The 26600-nt window shown below is 69.2% G+C and carries 26 protein-coding genes; 4 read left to right on the forward strand and 22 right to left on the reverse strand.

Annotated features, from left to right (window positions below):
- Positions 1-8: 8 nt before the first annotated feature.
- Positions 9-3377: an Ig-like domain-containing protein gene (locus tag BM223_RS12200; RefSeq protein ID WP_052138351.1), complete on the forward strand. Its 3369-nt coding sequence runs from the start codon at positions 9-11 to the stop codon at positions 3375-3377.
- A 92-nt stretch (positions 3378-3469) separates the two neighbouring features.
- Here the strand turns inward: BM223_RS12200 and BM223_RS12205 are convergent, their stop codons facing one another.
- The 10 genes from BM223_RS12205 to BM223_RS12245 form a co-directional block, all read right to left on the reverse strand.
- Positions 3470-6898, reverse strand: a complete 3429-nt coding sequence (locus BM223_RS12205; RefSeq protein ID WP_052138350.1) for a lamin tail domain-containing protein — start codon at positions 6896-6898, stop codon at positions 3470-3472.
- Positions 6899-7008: 110 nt separating this feature from the next.
- On the reverse strand, positions 7009-10071 hold the full coding sequence (locus BM223_RS12210; RefSeq protein WP_038677585.1) for a hypothetical protein: 3063 nt from the start codon (positions 10069-10071) through the stop codon (positions 7009-7011).
- 132 nt (positions 10072-10203) lie between these two features.
- On the reverse strand, positions 10204-10812 hold the full coding sequence (locus BM223_RS12215; protein WP_141267460.1) for a hypothetical protein: 609 nt from the start codon (positions 10810-10812) through the stop codon (positions 10204-10206).
- Between the two features lie 8 nt (positions 10813-10820).
- Complete coding sequence (locus tag BM223_RS12220) at positions 10821-11267, reverse strand: hypothetical protein (protein WP_038677582.1); 447 nt, start codon at positions 11265-11267, stop codon at positions 10821-10823.
- Positions 11264-11722 (reverse strand): hypothetical protein, encoded by a 459-nt coding sequence (locus BM223_RS12225; protein WP_038677581.1) that lies wholly within the window; start codon positions 11720-11722, stop codon positions 11264-11266. Before BM223_RS12225 ends, BM223_RS12220 begins: the two co-directional genes overlap by 4 nt.
- The gene (locus tag BM223_RS12230; RefSeq protein ID WP_038677579.1) at positions 11719-12099 is read right to left on the reverse strand and encodes a TadE/TadG family type IV pilus assembly protein; all 381 of its coding nucleotides are present in this window, start codon (positions 12097-12099) and stop codon (positions 11719-11721) included. Before BM223_RS12230 ends, BM223_RS12225 begins: the two co-directional genes overlap by 4 nt.
- The gene (locus tag BM223_RS28975; RefSeq protein ID WP_038677578.1) at positions 12096-12263 is read right to left on the reverse strand and encodes a hypothetical protein; all 168 of its coding nucleotides are present in this window, start codon (positions 12261-12263) and stop codon (positions 12096-12098) included. Before BM223_RS28975 ends, BM223_RS12230 begins: the two co-directional genes overlap by 4 nt.
- Before the next feature lie 11 nt (positions 12264-12274).
- Positions 12275-13183, reverse strand: coding sequence for a type II secretion system F family protein (locus BM223_RS12235; protein WP_038677577.1), 909 nt, complete (start codon positions 13181-13183; stop codon positions 12275-12277).
- The gene (locus tag BM223_RS12240; RefSeq protein ID WP_038677575.1) at positions 13180-14001 is read right to left on the reverse strand and encodes a type II secretion system F family protein; all 822 of its coding nucleotides are present in this window, start codon (positions 13999-14001) and stop codon (positions 13180-13182) included. The genes BM223_RS12235 and BM223_RS12240 overlap by 4 nt, the downstream gene beginning before the upstream one ends.
- Before the next feature lie 4 nt (positions 14002-14005).
- Positions 14006-14590 (reverse strand): ATPase, T2SS/T4P/T4SS family, encoded by a 585-nt coding sequence (locus BM223_RS12245; RefSeq protein WP_235319198.1) that lies wholly within the window; start codon positions 14588-14590, stop codon positions 14006-14008.
- Positions 14591-14656: 66 nt separating this feature from the next.
- Between BM223_RS12245 and BM223_RS12250 the strand changes: the two genes are divergently transcribed.
- Entirely contained in the window at positions 14657-16297 is a 1641-nt protein-coding gene (locus tag BM223_RS12250; protein ID WP_038677574.1) for a DUF262 domain-containing protein, read from the forward strand.
- A gap of 77 nt (positions 16298-16374) precedes the next feature.
- On the opposite strand, the gene BM223_RS30225 is transcribed toward BM223_RS12250, so the two are convergent.
- On the reverse strand, positions 16375-16518 hold the full coding sequence (locus BM223_RS30225) for a helix-turn-helix domain-containing protein (RefSeq protein ID WP_075018604.1): 144 nt from the start codon (positions 16516-16518) through the stop codon (positions 16375-16377).
- 23 nt (positions 16519-16541) lie between these two features.
- Here BM223_RS30225 and BM223_RS12260 point away from each other — a divergent pair, with 23 nt between their 5' ends.
- Positions 16542-17741, forward strand: a complete 1200-nt coding sequence (locus tag BM223_RS12260; RefSeq protein ID WP_141267459.1) for a pentapeptide repeat-containing protein — start codon at positions 16542-16544, stop codon at positions 17739-17741.
- Between the two features lie 148 nt (positions 17742-17889).
- Here BM223_RS12260 and BM223_RS12265 read toward each other — a convergent pair whose 3' ends face one another.
- The 5 genes from BM223_RS12265 to BM223_RS12285 form a co-directional block, all read right to left on the reverse strand.
- Positions 17890-18450, reverse strand: a complete 561-nt coding sequence (locus BM223_RS12265) for a recombinase family protein (protein WP_038677572.1) — start codon at positions 18448-18450, stop codon at positions 17890-17892.
- Entirely contained in the window at positions 18447-18824 is a 378-nt protein-coding gene (locus tag BM223_RS12270) for a hypothetical protein (RefSeq protein ID WP_038677571.1), read from the reverse strand. The genes BM223_RS12265 and BM223_RS12270 overlap by 4 nt, the downstream gene beginning before the upstream one ends.
- A 236-nt stretch (positions 18825-19060) precedes the next feature.
- Positions 19061-19672 (reverse strand): hypothetical protein, encoded by a 612-nt coding sequence (locus BM223_RS12275; protein ID WP_038677570.1) that lies wholly within the window; start codon positions 19670-19672, stop codon positions 19061-19063.
- Entirely contained in the window at positions 19669-20814 is a 1146-nt protein-coding gene (locus BM223_RS12280; RefSeq protein ID WP_200887090.1) for an AAA family ATPase, read from the reverse strand. The genes BM223_RS12275 and BM223_RS12280 overlap by 4 nt, the downstream gene beginning before the upstream one ends.
- 120 nt (positions 20815-20934) lie before the next feature.
- Positions 20935-21162, reverse strand: a complete 228-nt coding sequence (locus BM223_RS12285; RefSeq protein WP_038677567.1) for a helix-turn-helix domain-containing protein — start codon at positions 21160-21162, stop codon at positions 20935-20937.
- 85 nt (positions 21163-21247) lie between these two features.
- Between BM223_RS12285 and BM223_RS12290 the strand changes: the two genes are divergently transcribed.
- Positions 21248-21712, forward strand: a complete 465-nt coding sequence (locus tag BM223_RS12290; protein WP_038677566.1) for a hypothetical protein — start codon at positions 21248-21250, stop codon at positions 21710-21712.
- A gap of 649 nt (positions 21713-22361) precedes the next feature.
- On the opposite strand, the gene BM223_RS12300 is transcribed toward BM223_RS12290, so the two are convergent.
- The 6 genes from BM223_RS12300 to BM223_RS12325 form a co-directional block, all read right to left on the reverse strand.
- Positions 22362-22802 carry a hypothetical protein gene (locus BM223_RS12300; protein WP_038677562.1) on the reverse strand — a complete coding sequence of 147 codons (441 nt, stop codon included), beginning with the start codon at positions 22800-22802 and terminating at the stop codon, positions 22362-22364.
- Positions 22799-23047 carry a hypothetical protein gene (locus BM223_RS12305; protein ID WP_038677561.1) on the reverse strand — a complete coding sequence of 83 codons (249 nt, stop codon included), beginning with the start codon at positions 23045-23047 and terminating at the stop codon, positions 22799-22801. Before BM223_RS12305 ends, BM223_RS12300 begins: the two co-directional genes overlap by 4 nt.
- Positions 23044-23487 carry a hypothetical protein gene (locus tag BM223_RS12310; RefSeq protein ID WP_141267458.1) on the reverse strand — a complete coding sequence of 148 codons (444 nt, stop codon included), beginning with the start codon at positions 23485-23487 and terminating at the stop codon, positions 23044-23046. Before BM223_RS12310 ends, BM223_RS12305 begins: the two co-directional genes overlap by 4 nt.
- A 247-nt stretch (positions 23488-23734) precedes the next feature.
- Positions 23735-24307 (reverse strand): hypothetical protein, encoded by a 573-nt coding sequence (locus BM223_RS28380; protein ID WP_141267457.1) that lies wholly within the window; start codon positions 24305-24307, stop codon positions 23735-23737.
- Positions 24308-24528: 221 nt separating this feature from the next.
- Positions 24529-24864, reverse strand: coding sequence for a hypothetical protein (locus BM223_RS12320; protein WP_141267456.1), 336 nt, complete (start codon positions 24862-24864; stop codon positions 24529-24531).
- 128 nt (positions 24865-24992) lie between these two features.
- On the reverse strand, positions 24993-26585 hold the full coding sequence (locus tag BM223_RS12325) for a recombinase family protein (RefSeq protein WP_075018569.1): 1593 nt from the start codon (positions 26583-26585) through the stop codon (positions 24993-24995).
- Between the last annotated feature and the right edge of the window lie 15 nt (positions 26586-26600).

A 26600-nucleotide genomic window follows, 5' to 3' on the forward strand; every position in this document is an offset into this window, starting at 1 on the left:
GACCCGCTGTGCGCCGATCCATCGCCGCTCTCGCGGCCTTCGCCCTGACCCTCGGCACGCCCGTCCTGCTCGCCACCTCGGCGTCCGCGGACATCACCGGGCCTGCCGACGGGGCCGTCCTCCGGGGCAATGCGACCTTGTCCAACAGCGGTGCCTCCGACGGCACCGGCTGCCTCAACGCCAGTGGCCCGCAGACCACGCTGCAGCTGATCAACAGCTCCGGCGGGGTCGTGTTCGAGAGCGTCCAGGGAGGCACCGGCGGCAAGAGCGCCGGCATCGACACCCACAACTACCCCAACGGGGCCTACACGGCGCGGGCCGTCGAGCGGAACCGCTCGGGCTTCCTCTACTGCTCCAACAACACCAAGACCACCAACCGGTCGGTGACGATCGACAACATCACCCAGCTCGCCTACTCCGGCGCCACCGAGGGGCCGCAGAACACCTCGGTGACCGTGAAGGCGACGCTGACCGACCCGAACCTCGGCGCCTCGGTGCTGCCGGGCCGGACGGTCACCTTCGCGCTGACCGGCGGCACGTCGGTCAGCGCGACCACCGACGGCAACGGCGTCGCGACCGCGACGCTGCCCGTCTCGGGTCCGCCGCGCAGTGCCGTCGTGTCGGCATCGTTCGCGCAGACCGCCTACTACAAGGGATCGACGGCCACGAGCGCCTTCGGGGTCGGCAAGAACCCGTCGACCACGACGCTCGTGCCGCCGGCCTCGGTGGTGCACGGTGAGGCGGTCTCGTTCACCGCGCAGGTGGCCCGGGTCAACGGCACCAGCGAGCCCACCGGCACCGTGCAGTTCACGGTCGACGGCACCGACCTCGGGGCACCCGTCCCGGTCGGCGCCGGCACCGCGACGTCGCCGCCGACGGACTCGCTGAGCACCGGCTCGCACACCATCGGCGCCTCCTACAGCGGCGACGGCAACCTGATCGGCAGCAGCGCCACCACGCGGGAGCTCACGGTCGGCAAGGCGCCCACCTCGACGGTGCTCACCAGCACCGGCTCCCCCACGGTCAGCGGTGAGGCGGTGACGTTCACCGCCGAGGTCGACGTGGTCGCGCCCGGCGTCGGCCAGCCCGGCGGCGCCGTCCAGTTCAACATCGACGGCGACCCCTACGGCACGGCGATCCCGCTCACCGGCGACACCGCGACGCTGACCGTCAGCAACCTGCGTCCCGGCAACCACGCCGTGCAGGCGACGTACAACGGCAACGGGGACTTCGCGAGCAGCAGCTCGGCCGAGCTCACCCACGGCGTCAACCGGGCCGACACCACGGTCGACCTGACGACGTCCAACGCCGACGCCGTGGCCGGTGAGCCGCTGCGGTTCACCGCCGACGTCGCCGTCGCGGGCCCGGGTGCGGGCGAGCCGACCGGCACCGTGCAGTTCGCCGCGGACGGCGAGCCGATCGGCGCCCCGGTCGCCCTCAACGGCGGGACGGCGGTCTCCCCGCCGGTCGGCCTCGACGCGGGCAACCACGTGATCACCGCGAACTACGAGGGCGACGACCGCTTCGCGGGCGGCTCGGACACGCTGACCCAGAAGGTCGTCGCGGCCACCACCACGACGACGGTCAGCTCCTCGCCGAACCCTTCGGTGGTCGGCCAGCAGGTCACCGTCACCGCCACGGTCACGCCGGACGCTCCCGCGACCGGCGACCCGCAGGGCGCCGTCCAGTTCGAGATCGACGGCCAGCCCGGCCCGTACGTGACCCTCGAGGACGGCACCGCCACGATGAGCACGAGCACGCTCGCCCGCGGCACCCACCAGGTGAAGGCCCGCTACCTCAGCGCGGACCCGAACTTCATCACCAGCGTCTCCTCGACCGCGACCCACACGGTCAACAAGGCCGCGACGAAGACCACCGTCGTCAGCTCGTCCCCGACGGCCGTCTCCGGTCAGCCGGTGACGATCACCGCCACCGTCGGCGTCGTCGCCCCCGGTGCCGGCTCGCCCTCGGGCACGGTGACCTTCACCGACGGCAGCACCGTGCTGGGCACCGTCCCGGTCTCGTCCGCGACCGGCGGCATCGCCTCGGTCACGCTCGACGACCTCGGCGTCGGCCAGCACGCGATCGTCGCGACGTACGACGGCGACGACAGCTTCTCCGGCAGCAACGGCTCGGTGGCGCAGAAGGTGCAGCGGGCGCAGACCTCGACGCTGCTGACCTCGTCGGCCAACCCGACGCCGTCGGGTGGCTCGGTGACCTTCACCGCCACCGTCAGCCCGGTCGCCCCCGGCGCCGGCGCCCCCACGGGCACGGTGCAGCTCAAGGTCAACGGCGCCAACCTCGGCGCTCCGGTGGCGATCGTCGACGGCGTCGCCGTCAGCACCGGGTTCAGCTCGGCGGCTCCCGGCACCTACCGGATCTCCGCGGTCTACAGCGGCGAACCGCGCTTCGTCGGGAGCACCGGCCTGCTCGACCAGGGCAACGGCCAGACCGTCGGCAAGGGCGGCACCGCGCTCGACCTCGTCGCGGACGCCGAGACCGCCGACCAGGGCCAGCCGGTGACGTTCACCGCGACGGTCCAGGTCGTCTCCCCCGCCACCGGCCGGGCCACCGGTCCGGTCCAGTTCTGGGACGGCGACACGCTGCTCGGGGCGGCCAACCTGACCCCGGCCTCCGCCGAGCGGACCAGCACCGCGTCGTACACGACGACGGGGCTGACGCCCGGCGCCCACCAGGTCCGCGCGGTCTACGGCGGCAGCTTCAACTACACCGGCAGCGAGTCGGCGACCGGGGTGAGCGTCGGTGCGGTCGAGACCGTCACCGGGATCACCTCGAGCGCCAACCCGGCGACGTACGGCGGCCGGGTGACGCTCACCGCGATCGTCTCGGACGCCGTCCCGACCCCGGGCAAGCCCACCGGCTCGGTCACCTTCCGCTCCGGCAACGCGGTGCTCGGCACCGCGCCGCTGGCGACGGTCGAGGGCCAGCAGCGGGCCACGCTGCAGGTCGACGGGTTCGCCGCGGGCAGCCACCGGCTGACCGCGACGTACTCCGGTGACCTGAGCCGGGCGGGGAGCGCCTCGCCCGAGCTCGTCCAGGTCGTCGACCGGGCACCGGCCACGATCACCGACATGGCAGTGGTCAACTCGCAGCTCTGGACGGTCCGCACCGTCAAGGCCACGCTGCGCGGCGTCGGAGGGGCCCCGCTCCCGGGGCAGCGGCTGGTGTTCTCGACGACCAGCTCGCTGGCCGGCGGCTACCTGTTCATCTGCGACGCGGTCACCGACAGCACCGGCTCGGCGTCGTGCCGGGTGCCCGGCGGCATCCCGGCCTACGTCAACGCCGAGGGCTTCGACGTGACGTTCGCCGGCAACGCCAGCTACCTGCCGACCACCGACCACGGCGGCGGGCGCTAACCCTCGACGAAGTGCGGGGGTTGCGGGGTCGAGATCGTGATCTCGACCCCGCAACCCCCTAACTTCGGCCCCGCAACCGGGCTACTTCGTGGTCAGCGGCGGCGGACCTTCACGGCGGGTGAGGTGAGGGTGAGCGGGGCGTAGCCGGCGGCGGTGTAGGTCACCTTGACCGTGATCCGGTGCCCGGCCCACTTCCGCTCCAGGCGGAGCTTCGCGGCCTCGGCGCCGGCGATCCGGCGGCCGTCGACGTACCAGGCGTAGCCGGCCTTCGCGGACGGCGTGACCCGGCCGAGCCGGACCGCGACCTTGGTGCCGACCCGCGCCTTGCCGGTGATCCTCGGCCGTCCGGCCGGCGCCAGCGTGCCCACCGCGACGGGCGTGGTGGCGCTCGACGTCGTCGCCGCGTCGAGGAAGCCGTCGGCGGTGACCGTGACCCGCAGGCTGATCCGCCGGCCGGCCAGGGCCGGGGTGAGGAGCAGCTTCGCGGTGGTGGCGCCGGCGATCGGCGTCCCGCCCGCCAGCCACTGGTACGACGTCGTGCCCGGCGCCGGCGTCCAGGTGCCGGCGGTTCCGGTCAGCGTGGCGCCGACCTTCGCCGTCCCCTTCACGACCGGGGCCGCCGTGTTGACGACCGGCGTCGGGGGCGTCGACACCTCGGTGCACGGGAACGTGCCCTCGCGCAGCGAGAAGCCGTCGGTGTCGCCGTCGTCGGACCACAGCACCGCCTTCTGCCCGGCGACGCAGGTCGACTGCGGCGCGAGCGCGAAGCCCTCGTTGTTGAGGTTCGGCATCCCGACCGGGCGCTGGTAGGCCGCGCTGATCGCGAACTTCCCGCTCTGCTGCAGCTTCATCGTGACCGTGGTGCCGTCGCAGCTGTCGTCGCAGACCGCCCAGAGCCGCTCGGCCTCGGGGTCCCAGACGACGTCCATGACGCCCGGCAGGCCGGCGTTGGTCGTGAGCCTCGGGTCGATCGTGGCGACCAGGTGCACGCTCTCCTGGACGGCGGCCGTCTGGTCGAGCGCGAGCACGTAGAGCTTCCCGGTCCCCTCGACCGCGATGACGTAGAGGCCGGTGCCGTGCGCCGGGTAGGTGCTCGGCGTGTAGGCCTGGCCGGTGCTCTCGTCGACGAAGCCGCCGGCGGTGAGGGCGGCGTCCGGGATCCAGGTGATGCCCTCGAGGCCGAGGTTGGCACCGACGGCCGGGACCACGGAGGTGGGGATCGCCCACTCGTCGGTCGCGTTCATCGACGTGCCGGGCTCGTAGCGCAGCACGACGTTCTTGCTGACGCCGCTGACCTCGTTGTTGCGCTCGGCGGCCAGGTAGATCGCGCGGTCGGGGCCGATGGTGATGCCCTCGGTGTCGGGAGCGCCGGTGCCGTCGGCGTAGCGCGGGTTCCTGCCGGGCGCCCAGCCGGCGGCGGGGACGTAGCCGTCGCCGTCCTTGACCAGCTTGGTCAGCGTGCCCGCCTTGTTCTGCGCGACCCACAGCGTGCTCGGGTCCTCCGGGTCGAGGACCAGGCCGCTGGCGTCCTGGTTGAACGTGCCCGCCTGGTCGACGGTGCGGATCGTCTGCGAGCCAGGCCAGGCCTGGGTGTCGAGACCCGGGCAGCTGTTGACCGCGCCCGGTGTGGGGGCGACGTTGTCGACGAACGCGCCGACGCCGTCCTTGCACCGGCCGTAGGTCTGGGTCGCGTGGGCGGCCCAGGCGTGGGAGTCGATCAGCTTCGCGCTCGGGTCGTAGAGCCGCACCGCGTCCGCACCACCGAGACCCGCGAGCGGGTTCACGACGAGGTGCCCGTGCGCCGGGACGACGCTCGGCGCGGGCAGCGTGGTCGGGTCGGTCTCGCCGCTGTCCTTAAGCACCCAGCCGGCCAGGTCGACCGGCGCGTCGGAGAGGTTGACCAGCTCGACCCAGTCGGGGCCGGCGGCCGCGTCGCTCGACTCGATCTCGTTGATCCGGATCGGGCTGCACGCGTTGGCCCCGCCCCGGGTCGGGACCGTGGTCACCTCCCAGTCGCCGGTGCCGTCGGGGCAGCGGCCGTACGTCGTCGCGGCGTGCCCGCCGGACCACGCGTAGCTGTCGACGACGGAGGTGCCGTCGGCCTGGTAGAGCGTGACCGCGTCGTCGACGCCGAGGCCGAAGCCCGGCGGCGGGAACTCCGTGTAGAGCGCGAAGAAGGCGCCGGGCGCGAGCGTCGTGCCACCGGGGACGACGGCGAACGGGTGGCCGGTGTCGGCGTCGCGGACCTTCCAGCCCGAGACGTCGATCGGCGCGGTGCCGGTGTTGGTGATCTCGACCCAGTCGCCCACGGTGTCGCCGTTGGACTCGACCTCGTTGAGCCTGACGGTGCTCGGGTCGGGGCCGGTGCCGCCACCGCCGGGCTTGCCCGGCGGGTTGTTGCCGAGCGTGCTGGTGCCCGGCGAGGCGACGAACGCGCCGGCCGCGGTCGACGTCCAGGAGCCCTCGGCGTCGCCTGCGGTCGCGCGGGTCCAGGCGCTGGCGGTGTTCGCGCCGAGTGCGGCCTCCGGCACCCACGCGCTGGCGGTGTCGGTGCGCGGGCCAGCGACGGCGCCGGTGCCCTGGTCGTTGTAGGTGAGCCGGTCGACGAGCGCGCCCGAGCCGTCGTGGACGTTGATCTCGTCGCTGCGCCCGAGGCCGACCGGGTTGCTGCCGAGGACCTTGACCGTCGCGGGCAGGTCCCACTCGGTCCGGAAGGCGTCGGCGGTGGCCTCGCTGACCACGCCGGACTCACCGCGGGCCAGCGTGCCCAGCGGGCTCAGGCTGACCGCGTTCGGCGTCCGGGCGCTGTCGTTGTACGACCACCCGGTCAGGTCGGCCGGGCCGGCGCCGAGGTTGGTCAGCTCGAAGAACTCCGAGCCGTTGTACTCCCACTCGGTGATCCGCACGGTGCTCGCGCCGCCGTGGGACGACGTGCCGGGCGAGCCGAGGAAGCCGCCCGCCGACGTCCACGAGCCCTCGGCGTCGCCGGCGGTCGAGAGCGTCCAGCCGGTGGCGTCCTGGTTCGGGAGCGCGGCTGCGCTCGGCACCCAGGCGCTCGCGAGGTCGGTGCGCGGGCCGAGGCCGGTCTGGTCGTTGTAGGCGAGCCGGTCGACGAGCGCGCCCTCGGCGTCGTAGATGTTCATCTCGTCGGAGCGGCTGAGGTTCTGGTCGTTGTCACCGACCACCTTCACGGCGACCGGGAGGTCCCACTCGGTGCGGAAGGCGGCGGCGCTGGCCTCGCTGACGATCGCCGACTCCCCCGCCCGCAGCGTGCCGAGGCCGCCGATCGGGAAGGCACCCGCGGTCCGGCTGCTGTCGTCGAACGACCAGCCGGTCAGGTCGACGGCGTCGGAGCCGGTGTTGGTGATCTCCACGAACTCCGAGCCGTTGTAGGCCCACTCGGTGATCTGGACGTCGGAGGCGGCCGCCTGGGCGGGCGCCGTGGTGGACAGGACGAGCGGGACGGGCGCCAGGAGGGTCGCCGCCGCGAGCAGGCCGGTGAGCCGGGGGGATGTTCGCACGGTCGCACGATCACGGCGACGGGCGAACTCCCGGTGAACCTGCGGTCAACCGGGACCGACCGCGAGACGAGGCTTTCCCGCCGGCGTCGCGGAGGACGCCGGCGGGAGGCTCACGAGCAGCTCTGGGTGACGCCCGCCTGGGCCTTGGTCACCGCGGCCGTGGCCCGGGCCAGCCCGGTGGTCGCGGCGGCCTTGGCGGTCTTGGCCTTCTTGAGCTTGGCGGTGAGCCGCTTGACCTTGGCCTTCTGCTGGGCCTTCTTGGCCTTGGTGACCTTCGCCTTGAGCTGGGTGACCTTGTTCTTGGCGGCCGCCAGCGTGCTCGCGGCCCGGCTCTTCGCCGCCTGGGCGCTCGCGAGCGCCCCCTTGGCCAGCGTGCAGTCCGCGCTCGGGCCGGACGGTGCCGCCACGACGACCGCGGACGCGACCGAGCTCACCGTGCTGCCGGCGTACGCGGTCTTGGTGGCGGTCACCTCGACCCGCAGCTTCTTGCCCGCGGCGCTGGCCGGGACGACGAGCTGCTTGCCGGTCCCGATCGGCGTCGCGGTGCCGTCGAGGTACCAGGCGTAGGTGTAGCTGTCGGGTCCGGCGGGCCACACGCCCTCCCACGCCTCGACGGTGCCGCCGACCACGAGCGGGCCGAACACCATCGGCGGGAGGTAGTTCGCGAGCGTGCCCTCCCCGATCGGCGCGGTCGGCTCGGAGCTCGCGACGCCGTCGCCGAAGCCGGGCTTCTTGACCGTCACCCGGGCGGTGACCTGCTGGCCGAGGGCAGAGGCCGGGACGACGAGCGTCCAGCCGGTGCCGATCGCCTGGTTCGAGCCGGAGCGGAACCAGCTGACCTCGGTCTGGGCCGGGTCGGGCTGCGGGTTCCACAGGCCCGGGTGGACGGCGAGCATCTCGCCCACCTTCGCCTTGCCGGCGACGGCGGGCAGGACGACGTTCTCGACCTCGGCGCCCGCAGCGGGGATCACCGCCACCGGCGCGGAGATGGCCACGCCGTCGGAGCTGCCGGCCTTCTTCGCCGTCACCCGGATCGCGAGCGTGCCGCCCTCGGCGGCGGCCGGCACCACGAGCTCGGGGCCGGTGCCGATCGGCGTCGTGGAGCCGGAGCGGAACCACTCGATGACCACGGTGTCCGGCGTCGGGTTCCAGGTGCCGCTCTGCGCGGTCACCGTCGTGCCGACCTTCGGCGTGCCCGTGATAGCCGGCGCGGTCACGTTCTGGACCGGGCTGGCGGCCGGGGGCTGGACCGCCACCGGAGCCGAGGTCGCGACGCCGTCGAGCCGGTCGGCCCGCTTCGCCGTGACCTCGACGGTGAGGTCCTTGCCGGCCGCGGCGGCCGGCACGACGAGCGTCTTGCCGGTGCCGATCGGGTCGGTGCTGCCGCTCTGGAACCAGCGGTAGGTGTAGCTCTCGGGCGCGGCCGACCAGATGCCCTCCCACACCTCGAGCGTGCCGCCGGCGACCGGGACGCCGAAGACGGCCGGCTTGCGCAGGTTCTTCAGCGTGGTCTTCTCGACGGGGGCCGAGGCCTCGGAGGTCACCGTGGTGTCGTCGAAGCCCGGCTTGGTCACGGTCACCTTGACGCTCAGCGTCTCGCCCAGCGCGGCCGGCGGCACCACGATCGCGGTGCCCGTGCCGATCGACTGCGTGGAGCCCGAGCGGTACCAGCTGACCTGCACGTTCTCGGGCTGCGGGTACCAGACGCCCACGTGGGCGAAGGCGAGCTCGCCGACCTTCGGCGGGTCGCTGACGACGGCGGGCGGCACCAGGTTCTCGATCGGCGCGGTCGTCGGGGCCACCGCGAGCGCGGCGTTGATCCCCGACGTCGTGCCCGTGCCGACGATGGTCACGTCGGTGCCGTCGGCGAGGTCGGTCTTGTTGTCGTAGACCTCGGAGGCGTACTCGACCGTGCAGTCGTCGTCCCAGCAGAGGTGGTGGAACTCGAGGCGGTAGGTGCCCGCACCGGCGCGCAGCGTGTAGTGGCCCGCGGCGTCGGTGAGCGCGAAGGCGACCGGGTCCCAGCCCGTGCCGCCGGAGATCGCCCGGTAGCCGACGACCACGACGTCCGCGATCGGCGTACCGCCGGACTGTGCGGTCACCGTGCCGCCGATCGCGCCGTTGCGCGCCAGGGCGGCGTTCTTGCCGCTGACCGTGCCGGCGTTGGCGACGACGACGTCGTCAGCGGACTCGATGCTCGTGGCGTCGTTCCAGAACTCCGCCTGGTAGTCGTCGGCGCAGGTCTCCTGGCAGGGGTCGTCGAAGGAGACGCGGTAGGTGCCGTTGGGCACCCGCAGCTCGTAGGCACCCTGCTCGTCGGCCGTCGCCCAGGCGACGTCCTCCCACTCGCCGTCGTCCTTCGCCCAGGCCGCCACCTCGGCGAAGGGCAGCACGGCGTTCGTCGCGGCGTCCCTCACGGTGCCGGTGATGAGGCCGTTGCGCGGCATCGTGATGTTGATCCCGCCCTGGTGGCCGGTCTCGCCGAAGGTCACGTTCGTGCCGCCCTCGGGGGTGGCCGACGACGCGTAGTAGGTGGCGCGCCACTTGCCGCTCGCCGCCTCGGCGCCGACCCGGTGGACGCCGGCCGGAGCGCCGAGCGTGTAGGAGCCGTCGGCCTTCGTGAAGGTCAGCGCCGAGCAGTACCAGCCGGTCCGCTGCGCGCCGTCCTCGACATAGGTGTAGGAGTCCATCAGGCACACGCTCGCGAGGTTGAGCGCACCCGTGCCCTCACCGGACACGGTGCCGCCGACCGTCGCGTAGCGCTTCATGGCGATGTTCACGTTGCCGACCGGGGCGGTGACCGTCGTGGCGTCGTACACGCTCGCGCCACCGCCGTGGTAGGCCGCGCCGTACTCGTTGGTGCCGCTCAGCGCGCCCACGCGGTACTTGCCGTTGGGCAGGTTGAAGCCGTAGGTGCCGTCGGCGCCGGTCGTCGTCCGGGCGCAGGCGAACCAGTCGTCGAAGTCCGGGTCCGCGCAGAACGCCACCACGTAGACGCCCACGACCGGGCTGCTCGTCGCGGTGTCGGTGACCTTGCCGGTCAGGTTGCCGGCAGCCGCCTGCGCACCCGGCGCCGACGCCGTCGCCAGCGCGACCAGCCCCAGCATCGCCAGTGCGGTCGCCAGGACCACCGAGATCAGGCGACGGGTCGCCGAAGGTACCTTCGTCTGCATCTGTCGACTCCCCATAGCCGTCGCACAAGTGGGCCCGGAGCAGGGCCTGGGGGGACGGTACCGACGACCGGTCGTTCTCGGGCCGGAACCCGGGAACTCACCGGAACTTTTTCGCAAACCGTCTGAAAACCGTCACCACAGGCGGCGCGGCAGCTCCACTCCCCGGCACTCGACGTCGGATCCCTCGCGCCCGTCGACCAGCCACCGCCCCGTCTCGCGCACCAGGTGCAGGGCGATCGCGTCGACCTGCGTGCTCCACGTCGTCCGGTCGTCCTCGGAAGCCCACGACCACCCCGACGTCATCACGCACGCATCCACCACGTGGTGGTCCTCGTCGATCTCGCGCACCCCCACCGGCGCCACCGGCAACGGCCCCGGCAGGTAGCGCCCCCAGTCGCCCGCCGTGTAGCGGCTCATCCGCTGCAGGCCCTCCGTCGTCATCGTGCCGGCGGCCGCGGCGAACGTCCGGTCGCCGTCGTTGACGGACGTCGCGAACGCCTCGGCCCAGCGTCGTACGGTCTTGATCTCGGCGCGGTCGCGGTCGGCGGGGTCGAGGGAGGGTGGGGCGGCGTCGGGGGTGGCGGTCGAGCCGGTGCTCGACTCCGCGGTGTCGGACGGCGCCTGGTCGGTCGATCCGCTGGTCGAGCGGCCGCCGGGGTCGCCGTCGTCCCCCGAGCAGGCGGAGAGCAGCAGGAGGAGGGCACCGGCGAGGGCAGCGGCGGCGCGTCGGGGGGCGGGCATGACGGGCATTATCGACTGCCCGGCCGCACCACCGCCGAACCCACCGCCCGCACCGTCGCGGACGACGGCCCGCCCGGCACCCGCAGCGGCAGCCGCACCCCCGCCACCAGGACGACGACCACCCGCTCCCCCTCGACCCGGACCGTCGCCCGCAGCCCTGGGTGCTGCCGCAGCGCCCCGGTGTCGCGGAGGTAGGCCCGGACCGCCCGCTCGGCCTCGATCCGGCTGAGTGCGAGGTCGTGCCCGGCGATCCCGCCCTCGTAGGCGGCGGCCCCTTGGGCGGCGAGGTCGGCGCCCTGGAGGGCGGCGCCGTCGGCGAGGGCGGCGAGGCGCTGGCGGGTGAGCTGGGCGGCGCTCGCGTCGACGACGACCGCGACGAGGAGCAGGACCACGGCGGCGAGGCCGACGACGAGCGGGATCGAGCTGCCGCGGGTGCTCGTCGGGCGGCGGGTCATGGGAGGGATGCCTCGCGGTAGCGGCCGATCGGGACGGTCTCGGAGGCGCGGAGCCGGAAGGTCGGGGCACCGGAGCCGAGGACGTCGGGCAGCAGCGGGAGGGTGACGGCAGTGTCGATCCGGACGGTGATGACCGACGTGCCGTGGTGACAGCTCCGTGGGTACGGCGAGCAGGTCACCGTCACCCGGACCGGGACGTCCGTGAGGCCCTGGTCGGCGAGGGCGCGGCGGGCGACCGCCTCGGCACGGTGCTGGCCGGAGCGGTCGTCGGGCGCGAGCGCGTAGGCCCGGGCGGCCGCGCGGGCCGCGCCGCTGACGCCGAACGAGCCGCGCTGGACGTCGAGCACCGCGACCACCAGCCACAGCAGCGGGAGCAGCAGCACCAGGCTCAGCCACACCATCTCGACCAGCCCGCTGCCGCGCTGGTCCCGCTGCTGCGCCGGACGGCGGCTCACGGCGGCGCCACCTCGGACACGGCGCGTCCGGTCACGGTGAGCTCGACGCCGGGCCCGCCCAGCCCGAGCGCCGGCACGACAGCACGGATGGTGACCTCCACGCCGGGCGCCCCGTCGACGAGGACGCGGTGGACGGTGACGTCGCGGGCGTAGCGGTCCGACAGGGAGGCGGCGACCTGGGCGCGAGCGCGGGCGATCCCGGCGGCCGGGTCGGCGTCCGCGGTCGCCGCGAGACGGGCGCCCTCGGACGCGGCGGCGGCGAGCGTCGTCCGCACGTGGAGGACCAGGGCGACCTGGATGATCCCCAGCACGACCGGCACCAGGACCAGCGTGACCAGGGTCAGGTCGACCAGCGCCGTGCCGCGCTGGCTCCTCACTTCACCGCGTCGAGCGCGGACTCGAGCAGGCCGACCAGCCGCGGCTCGGCGATCCCCCACAGCGCCACCCCGATCGACACGGTCATCAAGGTGACCAGGACCCAGCCGGGGACGTCGCCGCGCTGGTCGGGTGGCCGGCGCCGGCGCGGGAGGTGTCGGAGCATGGTGAGTCCTTTCAGTAGCTGAGCGTGAGGCCGACGAAGCCCGGCCAGAAGGCGAAGACGACCGTGGTGGGGAGGACGAGCAGCACGACCGGCACGAGCATCGCGATCTCCTTGCGGGCGGCCTGCTCGATGAGCGCCCGGCGTCCGGCCTCGCGGACGTCGGCGGCCTGCGCGTGGAGGACGTCGGCCAGGGGCGTCCCGCGCTCGACGGCCACGGCCACGCCGTGGGCGAACCGGGCGACCACGCCGAGCCCCGTCGTCGCGGCCAGCCGGTCGAAGGCGTCGGCGACGGGCTCGCCCGTGCGGATCCGGCCCAGCACCTCGGCGAGCTCGCGGGACAGCTCGCCTCGGCTGCGCCGCACCACCCGGTCGAGGGCCGCGACCGGCGACTCGCCCGCGGCGACGCTGAGCGCCAGGAGCTCGGCCACGGTGGGGAACTCCGCGAGCATCGCGGCCTCGCGCCGTCGCACGTGGGCGCTCAGCCGCTGGTCGCGGAGCAGCACCCCGCACCCGAACGCCCCCACACAGGCCAGCAGCAGCGGGAGCGGCGCGGTCGGGCGCTCCCACGAGCGGAGCAGCGCCAGTGCCGCCGCGGCGGCGAACCCGGCCAGGCCCCACAGCACCTGCTGGGTGCGGAAGTCGCGCACCGTGAGGTCGAGCCCCGCGCGGTCGAGCCGCCGGCGTACCGAGGCCGCCCCGCCGACGAGCCGGTCGACCAGGTCACCGAGGCCGACGACGAGACCGGCCGCGCGGCCGGTCCGCCCGGTGCGCTGCGGCGTGGCCGGGATGACGTCGCGGACGTAGGGCAGCACCCGTGCCGCGAGCGGTGGACGCCGGATCGCAGCCACCCGGACGACGACCAGCAGCACGCCGAGCGCCGTACCGAGCCCGGCGAGACCGCCCGCGAGCACCGGGCTCACCGCAGGATCCGCCGCTCGACGGGCAGCCGGCCGAGCCGGACCATCAGCCGGTAGGCGGCCACGCACAGCACCGCGCCGGTCACCAGGACGACGACCCCGCCGGCCGACTGGTAGCGCGCGACGACGCTCGGCTGCGTCGACATCACCACCAGCACCACCCAGGGCGCGGCGACCGCGACCCGCGCGCCGTTGACCGCCCAGGCCTGGCGGGCCTCGAGCTCGGCGCGCGTGCGCAGGTCGTCGCGGAGGTAGCCGGACAGGTTGCGCAGCAGCCGCCCGAGCTCGCCGCCGCCGACCTCACGAGCGATCCGCAGCCCCTCGACCACCCGGTCGCCGACCGGGTCGGCGAGCCGCTCCCCCAGCCGGTCGAGGCAGTCACCGAACCGGCCCGAGACCTGGTAGTCGAGCGCGAACGCCGCGAAGGCCGGGCGCAGCGCCGCCGGGCCGCGCACCTCGAGCGCGGCGACCGCGTCGGGCAGCGACATCCCCGCACGGACGGCGGAAGCGAGGTCGTCGACCGCCTCGGGCCAGACCTCGGCGAGCTCGCGGCGCCGGCGCCGGACCCGCCCCTGGGCCAGCGCCAGCGGGAGGTAGCCGGCCAGCACGCCCAGCACCACCGCGATGGCTGTCACCTGGGTGACAGCCAGCGCCAGGACGGCCCCCACCACCCCGGACGTCAAGCAGAGCGCGACCAGGCTGCGGTCGACCCGGTGCCGGGCCGGTGGCACCGCGACGACGGGCGCGCGCCCGGCTCCCGTGAGCGCCCGCCCGACCAGCAGGCAGCCGAGCCCGAAGCCCAACCCGACGAGCGCGCCCACGTCGTCACCCGGCCTCGCGCAGCAGCCGGACGACGTCGACCCCGGCCCGCTCGTACCGCTCGATCCGCGGCGGCAGCCCGATCCCCCGCCGCAGTGCGCCCTCACGCCACTCGAAGACGGTCTCGGTCTCGATGACGTCGCCCTCCATGCGGCCCGGGACGGCGACGACCTCGCTGACCCGACGCGCCCCCGACGCGTCGAGCGCGAGGTGGACGACGAGGTCGACCGACGCCGCCACGGTCGGGACGACGAACCGCGCCGAGATGTTCTCGCCCGCCAGCAGCGGCAGCGTGCAGGCCTTCGTCAGCGCCTCGCGGGCACTGTTGGCGTGGAGCGTGCACATGCCGGGAACCCCGGCGTTGAGCGCGATCAGCAGGTCCAGGCACTCCTCGGCGCGGACCTCGCCGACGATGATCCGGCTCGGCCGCATGCGCAGCGACTCCTTGACGAGGTCGCGCAGCCGGACCTCGCCGTTGCCCTCGAGCCCCTCCTGCCGGGTCTGCAGCGCGACCCAGTCGGGGTGCCTTGATTTGTTTGTAAGACATGTCAGCCATGGAAGGTAGACACCACAGCAGAAACTTCGTGTCAACGACCGGGAATCCGTGTTTTGCGAAGGACTCTCGCGATAAGTTGCGGGCCACAGGAAGGCGGAGGCATGGCGGAGACCACGGAGTTCAATCACGATCAGCTCGGGCGAGTCCTGACCGAGCATCTTGTCGCAGTGCCGCGATTCCAGCGCAGCTATGCATGGGACCGCACGAATGTCGAGGAGTACATCAGCGATCTCGATGCGGCGAGGAAGAAGAAGGTCTCCTACTTCATGGGGACCCTGGTCTTCGCCCAGCCTAGCGATGGCAGTGACCGCCGTCAGATCGTTGACGGACAGCAGCGCCTCGCGACGACGGCTGTCATGTTCATTGCGATTCGCGACATGCTTGCCCAGTACGGGAAGCGAGAGACCTCCGATCAGACCGAGCAGCGGTACCTGCGACGCTACGTCCTGTCCGAGGAATCCGAGGTCGTCACCCTCACGCTGAGCCCTAAAGACCAGGACTCCTACGATGCGCTCCTGGAGGAACGGCACGAGGATCTCGATGAGAAGGATCGCCTTCGGATCTGCTACGAGGTCTGCCGGGACTACCTGCGTGAGACTGCGCCGACCGGCAAGCAGTATCGCCGCCTGATCGAGGTCGCGGATCACCTTGAGAAGAGCGTGCAGGTTCTCGTCGCGGTCGCGACCGATCTGCCCGAGGCGTATGTCATCTTCGAGACGTTGAACGACCGCGGAGCGGACCTCACAACGGCCGATCTTCTGAAGAACTACCTATTCAGTCAGGCGAGGGGCACTGAGTTCGCATACGTCGAGAATGCCTGGACGGTTTTGGAGGAGCGTCTCGGCAAGCCCGAGGACTTGGTGAAGTTCGTGCGATACGACTACGTGTCCCGGAACGGTCCAGTCACAACTCGAAAGTTGTACAGGGCGATCCAGCAGTGGTTGGCAGACAGCAAGATCGGCGTCAAGAAGTACCTGCAGGAATTGAAGGAGTCGTCGTCGGTCTATCAAGCTCTGCGCGATACTGACGACGCCTTCTGGAATACAGTTAACGTCGATGTCAAGGACGCCATCCTTGCCTACCGACGATTCGGCTTCGAGAGCAGCATGCCAGTTCTGCTCGCCGCCTTTAGGACGTGGGGGAAGCCGAAGGGAGCACGACTCTTCGTGAAGCTTGCGAGATGGTCGGTCCGCGCGCAGTTCGTCGGTCGAATCGGAGCGAGCCTGTCGGAGGACGCGTTCGGAGCAGCCAGCGCAGCGATCAGCAACGGATCCGCGGTCAATCAGCCGGACGTACGGAGACTGATCAAGAAGCTCATTCCCACCGATGGCGAGTTCAAGGCAGCCTTTGCCGCGACGACGGACCCACCGACCGCTAGGGCGAAGTACCTCCTTGCGATGCTTGAGCGCGCTCAGGACGACGCCGATGGCCTCCCATCCCGTGCCCTGGAGTGGTCGAGCGTCGGCGTGACGATCGAGCACGTCATGCCTAAGTCCGCCCACGGGAACGATGACGAGAAGCGCGCGCTGATCGGACAGCTCGGGAACCTTGCGCTGCTGGAGAAGCGGATCAATAAGGACATGGGCAGCAAGAGCTTCGCCACGAAGAGCCACCTTTACAGCGGCTCGGACTTCCACCTCACGCAGGCGCTAGCCAACGAATCGGAGTGGACGGCAAAACAGATCCAGGCTCGCACAGCAAGGTTTGCCGAGCTCGCATGCATCGCGTGGCCCGCGACTTAGCCACCTGAAAGACCACCCACTCGACGATCTCGAGTCGGCTGGCGGGTTTTGCGTCAATACGCGCGTGAGGGGTCGGCTCAGACGGCGCCCTCCATCCACCTGTAGATCGTGGCTCGGCTGGTCCCGATGATCCGGGCGATAGCTGCGACCGACTCACCCGCCGCGCGAAGCTTCCGAGCCAGATCGACCTGCTCGGCATCGAGGACCGGAGGGGTGAGAATCTCCGGCGCGCAGCACCCGACTCATGTTGGATGAGGTCGTGTTGCTTCTTCACATGCTTGAGCTTCTTGGGTCGATACCTGACCCGTCCCCGTCGCCTGGGACGCCGGCCGTTCCTGCGCCATCAAGCCCTGGCAGCGCCGGAGGGCCCTCTTCGGGCTTCGCCCCCTATGCCACCCTGATCGCAGCCGTCATTGCTGCAGCAGCTGTCGGAGTCAACACCTGGATCTCCCGACGCACGGCAACGCAGACACTGCAACACAGCAAGGACGTCGCCGACGCCGCTGCCAGTCGCGCACATGCAGATGCGCTTGCCAAGAGGTACCAGGACGCGGCTGCCCAACTGGGACACGAGCAGCCGGCTGTTCGACTAGCCGGTGCATATGCGATGGCTCGGCTAGCCGATGATTGGCCCGAGCAGCGTCAGACTTGTGTCGATGTGCTGTGCGCCTACCTACGCATGACAGTCAGGATGAAGGACTATGAGACGGACGGCTACCCGTTAACCCTCCCTGACGACGGAGACGTAGAGGTCCGTCGGGCGATCTGCGAGTCGATCAGTTCCAGGTGTGCGTCAGCCGATCAGAGCGGCGGCTCCTGGTCACCTTGCGACTTCAACCTCCGCAACGCCTATCTTCCGGACTTCTCCTTGCGGCGCGCACGGCTCGACGGCAACGTCATTCTCGTAGGAGCGCAGCTAGTAGGCAGGTGCGACTTCACGGACGTGTATCTCGGCAACGGCATGGACTGTCGGGACGTGATCATCGAGGGCAACACTAGGTTTCGCCGCATCACCCTTGGCGCGGGCAAGGCCATTGTCCTACTGAACGCATCGGTCCGACCAGACGCTTCTCTCGTCCTTGCCGTGCAAACTCCTCGTGTGGGAGAGCAGTCACAGTTCACTCTGGGAGAGAACCGGTGCCAAGGCAGTCTTGAGATTCAACTGGCGGGTGTGGACTACGAGCCTGGCACTATGTCCATCTCCAGGCTGCGTCTACCGGCAGAAGGTGAGTTCCGAATCGGCCAGCCGACCATGGGAGGAGGGCGACAGTTCCCGAAGATTCGGGCCGTCGAGTGGATGACCGAGCATGGTGCGGCAGTGGTCATCCCGCCACCACTACTCAAGGCCAAGCGCTTTGAGGGAATAGGCTGGACGGGGGACATGCTGCCCGACATGCACGGTTTGTACGGCGACGACCTACACGTGCTGGGCTCCCAGCCGTGACGGGCCCAGCTGGCGATCCAGCAATCGCCGAGGTCCCGAACCAGCGCACCAGAGCGTCACCTTCGTGGTCCTCCCGCAACGGGAGCCAACATGCAGAGCTGACTCCCGTTGCCGGGTGGATTTTGCGTCAATAGACACGAGGGTCGGGTTAGGGGGCCTCCTCTGTCCACCTGTAGATCGTGGCTCGGCTGGTCCCGATGATCCGGGCGATAGCTGCGACCGACTCACCCGCCGCGCGAAGCTTCCGAGCCAGGTCGACCTGCTCGGCATCGAGGACCGGAGGTCTGCCGACCTGACGGCCTCGTGCCTTGGCCGCAGCACGTCCAGCTGCTGCGCGCTCACGAATCAGCTCGCGCTCCAGCTCGGCCATGGCCGCGAACACGGTGGCAGCCAACCGTCCAGCCGGGGTCGAGAAGTCGAGACCCTCGCGGAGGGACCTGACCGCAACTCCTCGATGGTCGAGATCCGTCAGGGTGTTGAGGACCTGGATCACCGACCGCCCCAGTCTGTCGAGTGCAGCCACCACGAGTGTGTCACCCGGTCGCAGGCGGTCTAGCGCCTCGGCGAGTCCGGGGCGGTCAGAGCGCACTCCGCTCATCTTGTCGCAGTAGATGCGCTCCGCACCCGCCGCCCGCAACTGGTCAACCTGAGGATCTGTGGACTGACCCTGAGTGCTGACACGGGCGTAGCCGATTGTCTCGGTGGTCATTTGACCGCCTTCTTCTCAGCCGCAGGGGCGGCCTCACGGGCCATCCGCCTGCTGCCCCCAGCGCTCGATCCAGCAGCCGCCGGAGCTGCCCCGGAAGGCTTCTTCGCGACCTGCGGTGCTCTCGGCCCCGCTGACTCGGCCTTGCGCTCGTCGGCGTACTTGGCCGTGAAGGTTCGGCCCGTGATCCCGGGGATGCGGTCAGCAATCTTGGCCTCATCGGCCGCCTGAATGAACGCAAGCCAGGACTGCTGTGCGGTGCGCTCCGTGTCGTCGTCGTTCTTGGCGTGGGCTTCGGCGTTCCAGAGCTTCAACAGCTCGTCGTCTCCGGCCATGCGCTCGACGTTGGTCAGGATGTGCTTGGTTGATGCCGCCACGATTGTCTCCTTGGTCTCTGGCCCGGTCGGTCCGAACCGAGACCCAGGAATCACCGGATACCGAGGGTGTGTACCGAAGTCGTCAACGCTCCCGAATTGCGGACGGTTTCGATCTCAGCCGAAGTGGACGGCCTTGTGGACGCCCCGGGGAGGTCGAGCGATCCCGAGCAGCTCTACCGACCGGGGAACGGAGCACCCGTCCTGAACTCCTGCCTTTGGACGCGCACGTCGTAGCGTCAGCAGGCGGCAACGATGACTTTGAAGCGCTCGAAGGACGGACTCTTGGCCTTGCCTACAGGGGCGAAGTTCGCAGCTCTCATTGCGGCAGCGACGGCCACCGAATCTGCCTCCTGGTAGGGCCGCTTCGGCTGCTTCCGCTTGGTAAGCCGGATCAAATCCGCTTTCGGAGTGGGAGAACTATCCGTGTTGAACGCGGTTCGACTGAGCGCCCCTTTCCACGACGGCACCACGCTTTCTGTGGCGTCGGGGTACAGGAACCACCAAGACTCGATCGCGTGAACGGGTACCACAGCGACCGCGCCGGTCAACCCTGCCCTCTGCAGGTCCGCCGAGCGCTGTTCCGCGAATGTGCCGTCGTCGGGCGCGTCCGCATCTGTATGCGCAAGAACGGTGCCGACATCACCTTTGATGGCTACCAGCGCCTCGACTGAGGCGGCTGCTCGCTCTGCCCAACCCTTGACCGCCGCGGCCCCAGCATTGCGTGTCAAGGTCGGGGGGTTCCGGACGACCTCGATGTCGCCTTCCGACAGGTCCGACCGAAGACCGAGAATCAATTCCTTGATTGCTTTGGAATCGTTGAGGTTCTCGGCGAAGATGACAACTTTCACTTCGGCACCCCACCGAGAACACCTGCGAACCATAGTTCGCCTAGACCAAGGTTGCTTGCTCTAGTCGCCTTGGAGATCTCATAAGAGGAAACAGCAGGAATCTTGGAGGCACCCGTCTTCGAGTCACGGTCACATACGACGAGTTCACTCGGGCGGAGCCGATTTACCAGAGTCGGTGAATGCGTGGCCACCAGGATTTGCGTGCGCTCACTCGCTGCCCTCAGGGCATCAACAACGACGTCGAGCGCGTACGGGTGGAGGCCATGATCGATCTCTTCGATCGCTGTCAGGTGCGCCGGGCTCGGGTCGTGCAGCGCAGTCAATAGCGCAAGCAGGCGAACAGTCCCGAAAGAGGCTTCCGTCAGATCGATCTCGCGCTCCAGTCCGCGCTCGACCAACTGGACGACGACGGACCGAGTGCCCGGCAAGGTGGTGAAGTTCAGGCGATCGAGTCCGGGCAAGCACGCCCGCATGTCTCTTTCGATGTCCGAAAACGATTGAGGCGCCGTTTCCCGCAGAGTAAGTAGCGCATCGGCCAGGTTGCTGGCGTCCTCGACAAGCGAGGCCCGATAAAGCCGACTCGGCGATCTAGCCGCTGCTACATCGGGCTCAAGAACTCGCATACCCGACAAGAACGATGCGAAGTCGTCGATGCCCTCGCCGCCAGCGTCAGCGGCGAGCTTGGGTAGTGTCGAAAGGCCCGTGGTCTGCTCATCTGCCAGCTTGAGGTCGCGCCCCCTGCTATCAGCGCGAGTCGTGCCGATGTTGGCCGTGACGCCGTTCACCGTGATTCGACGGCCCGGCCCGCTCTTTCGCTTGAAGGTGAATTCTTCGTACCGCGTACGACCTTCACGCGAGATGGATAGCTTGTACCGGTCTGGCGCGTTTGCATGAGCATTCGCCGTGACCTCGGCCTCAACGACGATGCGAACCGCTTTGGTCTTCCCGTCCTGCCTCGCGAGGCGCGACCATCCCCCAAACTCCTCGATGGCAGTCGGCAGGTCGAAGCGAATGGTGGCGACCAGAAAGCGCAGAACGTTGAGGACATTCGACTTACCGGAGCCGTTTGGTCCTACGAGGACCGTCAACGGACCCATCGGAACGCTGACATCTGCCAGAGAGCGAAAGCCCTGGACGCTCAACGACCGAATCCGAGGATGGTCCTGCATCGCTCCGCCCCTTCGTTCGTCAACAGTCCACCGCAGAGTAGCCAATCTGGACCCACCACTGGAGAAGTTCCCGGTGGATCACTCGACCTACTTCTAGACGCGGTCAGTGAGAACGGACAACGGAACGTCGAGTGCTTGGGCGATCTGGGCGTAGAGGGTGAGCGCCGAGTTGGTCTCGCCTCGTTCGATGCGGGCGTACTGGGCTAGAGCCATGCCAGCCCGCTCGGCGACCTCGATCTGCTTGAGGTTGGCGCGCGCCCTCTCAGCCCTGATGTTCGCGCCCACGATCTGCAGAATGCGGGCCAGCTCGTCCTTGTCCATGCCGGGACAAGTCCATCGGGAAAGAGCGTCGATCTGAAGTCCAATCTGAGTCTCACCACAGCCTCTTGGGAGCTAATCTGCACACATGATGAGACACCTGAGGCCAGTCCTTGCCCCGCTGACGCTCGCGGCGGTCGCCGTTGTCGGCCTCACGTCGTGCTCGGACGGCGATGAGGAGCCGACCTCGAAGCCGACCGAGAAGGAGACGAGCTACGTGATCGTCTCCCTGACCTCGAAGGGACGCGGCTTCCTGTACAACCAAGACGACGAGACCTGTTCGACCTACAGCTTCACTGACGAGATGCGCGGCGTGCCCTCCGAGCCGCTGACGGTCGAGCTTGAAGACGCAGGCGGGACCGCGCTCGGATCGAAGACGATCGAGGGGCCTGGCGGTGGCTGGATCGAGGGCGAAGGCTGCTCATGGAACGTGGAGTTTCGCGATGTTCCTGTCGAGGATCACTACCGAGTGACGGTCCGGAACTCCCACGGACGGGTCACCGGTATCGGAGAACGACCACTCTTCACGCTGGATGTCTCGAACCCGAGCTAGTAGGAACGCCGCCCCTGGCGGCTTCCGTGGGTCTCTGCCCAGTGCTCCCCCAGCCCGCCGTCCCAAGGGTCTGGAGCGGGCCAGGACGATGCCGAGGTGGGCAGCGATCACACGGTGCCGGTCGGTTCCGCGCTATCTAGTCGATGGAATCGAGTGTGCGACCGCTGCCCAGCTGGAGTGAGGCCGATGCCTCCACGGCTCGCGCTCTCCGAGAGGAGTCCTGACCAACGCTGATCTCATTGGCGATGGTAGTTCGGAGAGCGCGAGGCGTGCAGACACCGACGGGCGCGGCGCTAGTCGTCTTCCGGTACGTGGTGAAGGAGCTTGCCAAAGGTGGCGAGGTCCATCACCACATACGACTGAGCGACGCTCGCACCCCTGCGGGAGAGCACTGCGGCGTACCAGGGTCGGCCCAGATACTTCGCAGTGCACGCGGCCTCATTGAGCGATGTCGAAAGGTCAAGGCGCTCCGATGCACAAACCGCCAGCACTGCTGGGACTCCGCTGATGTCGCCCGGTGACCGCAGGTGCTGACTGATCGTCACCGGGAGATCCGGACGAGCGTTGATGTGCCCAGCCTCGCGAAGCGCCTCCGCCACGGCCACCTTGAACTCCCTGCCTCGGGCCTTGTTCCGGTTACCGATCGCTGTCATCGGGAGTAGCGCGCGTTCGTCCGGGAGGTCGGCCGGGACGGCCCGTAGGCCTCCTCGACCTTGCGAAGGGCCGCCTTGCGATCTGCCTTGTCCATGATCTTGTTCGCCTCACGGACGGCCGCACGCCGGTCCTCGTCGTGCTCCAGCTCGCCCGGCCGCGTGGTGAGCAGACCACTGGGGAAGGGACCAGGCGCGACGACCACCCGATCCCATCGACGCTGCTGGGCTTCGGGGTCGTGAAGCAACCCCAGCCAAGGCGCGAGCATGCCGCCCCGATCGGTATTGGCCTCGATCAGGTCCGGAGTGACGGCCAGCTCGTCGCCACGCTTGGAGACGAACGACGTGTGCAGGCCGTTGACCTTCGAGTGGTAGGTCAGACCGGTCCAGAGGAAGTGGATCGTTTCGCCTGCCTGGGGCAGCTTCGGCGTAGTGGTCATTCGATGTCCTCCTGAGTTTGGATGGGTCCGTCGAGCACGGATGCAGAGCCGTACTCGACATGGGCAGTCAGCTCTTCGGGAGTCGAGCCGGCCAGCGCAAGCAAGTCGTCCTGGCTGGAGCCCGTCAGAATGACCAGTTCGTCGGGCGGTTCGAGAAGGCCGAACTTGGCGCAGGTCAGTGCGGCCACCACCTCCTGAAGGAGGTCGACGGCGTCGAGGGTCTGGGGGCGATGCTGGTGGGTCATTGGGCCCCCTGGTGGAGTCGATTCGCTTCGGGAGATGGGAGCTGACGGAGGCCCCCTACAGAGCTGGCAATCGCGTCGGCGAGTTGGTGCTGTCCTTGGTCGCGGATGGCGGCCAGGAACTCGATCAGGACGTCAGGGTGTCGAGGAAGCACTCCGCGACAGGTACCGATCAGGACCCACGCCTCACGCACGGTCTCAACAGCCTCGGTGGACTCGACGCCGAGCTGATTCATCAGCGTCACGAGAGTGTCACGCTTGTTCTGCACCGCCCGCAGCAGAAGATCCGGGTTGTTCGCGGTGCGGGCGAACTGCCGGACGCTGTTGGCGTCGTCCGCCAGCTCCGCGAGTTGGTCGGCGTAGTCGCTGACGTGGGTGGCCGTCCGGGTTGAGAGCTGGGCGCGCAGCTCTGGTCGGAGGTGGTTACGACGATGGCGGTTCACGGCCGAGGTCGAGACACCACAGTCAGCCGCTATGAGCACGATTGGCTCATTGCGGAGGATCCGAGCCTCCAGCTCAGATCTCTTGGGGTGGGCGCAGAGCCCGCAGTGTCGCGGCACACGATGCCTATCGGCTGCCTGGGTACGTGACCCTCGTACCTGCTCCGCGAACTCCCGCGAGTGTGCTCGTTAGGGCAACTCGCCACTCACGTGGACACGGGAATATGCGTCAATACACGATGCGGTGGCCTCAGTACGAAGAAAAGTAGTCGCGGACCAACTCCGCGCACGGGCACTCGATGGGTTCAAGCCACGCGGACTCACAGCTTGGCATGTGCCTGATCCGTCGTGCGACCGAGCCGAGGAGGTGGGAGCCGTCTGGCAGTTCGTGGATGTCTGCTTCGGAGAGGAGGTCAGCAATGGCCTCTTGCGCTTCGAGACTCACGATCTGACGACGGCGCTCTTCCCGGACGTTGCGTGGACGGCGGAGCCACATCACGTTTCCAGGCCCCACGGGCCTGCGGGGATCCCGCGGCCAGATCAGGTCATACCTGTGAGGACGGATACCGATCTCTTCTGTCAGTTCGTAGGTGAAGGCAGCGATGTCGTCCTTCCAGCGCTGCGCGAGCTGGAAATGGCCCGGTTCACCATGGCGTCCGGCGTAGGGGTGCTCGTCGCCGACCGGGTCGAGTGCGTTTCGCTGGAAGTTCTTGCACACCGGATAGTTCGGGGCGTCCCGGAGTGCTCGGCTCTCACCTGTCTCGGGGTCAACCCACGGCGGGTGGACTCGAGGGCGGCCACGTCGCCTGGGGAGCTCAGTCACGTCGCTCATTTTGCGTCAATACAGGCCACCAGGACCAGGAGCAGGAGCAAGCCCTTCGGGCTTGAATAGACCCCCCCGACCCCCCGACCAGACCTCGGTGAGTGGAGGAGGCTCGATGCTTGAATGAGCCCCGGGCCAGAAGCCCACCCCGACGCCTCTCGGCGCACTCTCCGCATCGGTCGCACCACCCCCAAGACCCTGGTACGCCTCCTTGGAACGAACTACTGGTCGCCGAAAGGCGACGAGTACGGGCGCCACGCCACGTTGCTCGGCGCGAAAGGAGCTTCCTCATCCTTGACCACGATCTTGTGGAGCCGACTCCCATCAACCGGCGCGCAGACGGTCATGTCTCTGATGAACTGGAGGAAATCCGACCACCCGAACGCTCGCTGCCGTGCCTTGGCATCCGCCCAGGCTTCCCGACACTCCTCGAACCACAGCCACTGGTCGAGCCGGTCGACCTGACCACCGGGATTCGGCACCCGGAGGTCCGCGAGGGTGTCAACTTCGCGTAGTGCCTTGCCATATCGGTAAGGGTTCCGCTTCGGACTATTCACCCGTGAATCGTGGCACGGACCGGCCTGAGGCGGCTGGAGAGCCTCTCTACCCAGTGCCCCCAGCCAGCCCGCCAGAAACGGCCGGAGCAGGCCAGAAGCAGCCTGGAACGGCCTGCTCCCGTCTCTGCCTACTCGGTTGCGACATCAGACCACAGATCCTCGATCGGCCGACCGTTGGCGGGGTCGAGGTCGGTGATTTGGATTCGCTCGACGGACAGCTCCCTGTTGCCTCGATACTGCTTTCCCGAGACGGCAGGCAGGATTGTGACCGTCATGAGCGCGGTGACGATCTGACGCTGGGTAGAAAGCCCAAGGCCGTCAAAGCGCTCCCGAGCCGAGGTGCGGGCCTTCTTCAGGTCTCGGGTGAGCTTCAGGACATCCACCGCATACTCGGTAGTCGAACTGTCCTCGGGCACCAGGGAGTCCTCGATCTTGGCGAACCCGCGCATAGTCTCTGCGAGGGCTCCACGCTGAGCCAGACGCTCGTACTCCTCGGCCAGGGCATCTAGCTCGATCTTCACCCGAGCGAGCATCGGAAGCTTGTCCAAGTCGTCGATCGGAGCGCTGGTGATCTGCTGGCGCCGCTTCTCGACTTGGGCTCTTGCTTCGTGGTTTCGAGTGAAGGCCTCACGATCGTCGTCGGTGGCACGGAGCAGCGCAGGATCGGGGAATGCGAGTCGCTTTGCGACATGGTCTCTGACCGCGTCGTCCACGGTTTCGTACATGATGCCGAGGCGGCAGTTTCCTCCCCGGCTGTTCTTACGAAGCCCACCGCATACGTAGGTCATGTACTTCTTGCCGGTCCGGCTGGTGGTGTGTCCGGCACGCATGAAGTCGCCGCACTCGCCACAGACGAGAAAGAACGAGAGCAGGTGCTTCCGAGCCCACGCACCGGAGTTGCGGCGACGCTTCGGGTCGAACAGCAGGTTCCGCACGGCCTCGATCTGCTCGCGAGTAACCAGAGGCTCCCAGGTCCCGGGGTACAGCTCCGTCTTGACGAGCCGTTGCTGATCGTCCCGGATGTTCCGCTCCCGGAGCCCGGCGTTCCTCCACCTCGTGAGCACGAGACGCACGGTCTCGTGGTTCCAGTCCCGGCCTGCGCGGGCAGTCTTGTAGGGCGTGTTGTTCCAGCGACGGATTATCTCCGCGAGCGAGGTCCCTGCAAGCACGTCTGTGGTGGCCTGCTGGATCATCTCTGCCTCGGGCTGTCGCCAGGCCTTACCGTCGTTCTCGAACCCGAAGGCTCGGACACTGGTTCTGGGCTCGCCGGCCTCGGCGAGCTCCCGCTCTTTGCGGCGCTGGCGTTCCGCCTTCAGCTCGGCCTCGTGCTGTGCGATCTGGGCGTAAATGCCCGCGTTTAGCCGTCCGCTGGCTGTACTGAGATCCAGTGCTCCGGACATCACGGTGTTAACAGACACATCGTGAACCTTGAGCGCATCGATGAGGAGCTGTAGATCCGCTGGGCGCCGGTACAGGCGGTCTGTGTGCCAGGCGAGAATGGCCTGAAATCGACCAGCTCTTGTGTCTTCGAGGAGCCTCACAAACTCAGGTCGAGGCTTCTTGCGCGTTGCACTCTGGTCGTTGTCGTCATAGACCGCTAGGACGTCGTATCCCAGCTTCTCGGCCAGCTCACGGCAGTCCTGCTCCTGACGCGCGACCCCTAGACCTTTGCCCTCCCGATCCTGGGAGATTCGCACGTAGATTGCAGCCAGAGGACCCACAGTCGGCACGCTACC

The organism is Pimelobacter simplex (assembly GCF_900114845.1).
Taxonomy (GTDB): Bacteria; Actinomycetota; Actinomycetes; order Propionibacteriales; family Nocardioidaceae; genus Nocardioides; species Nocardioides simplex.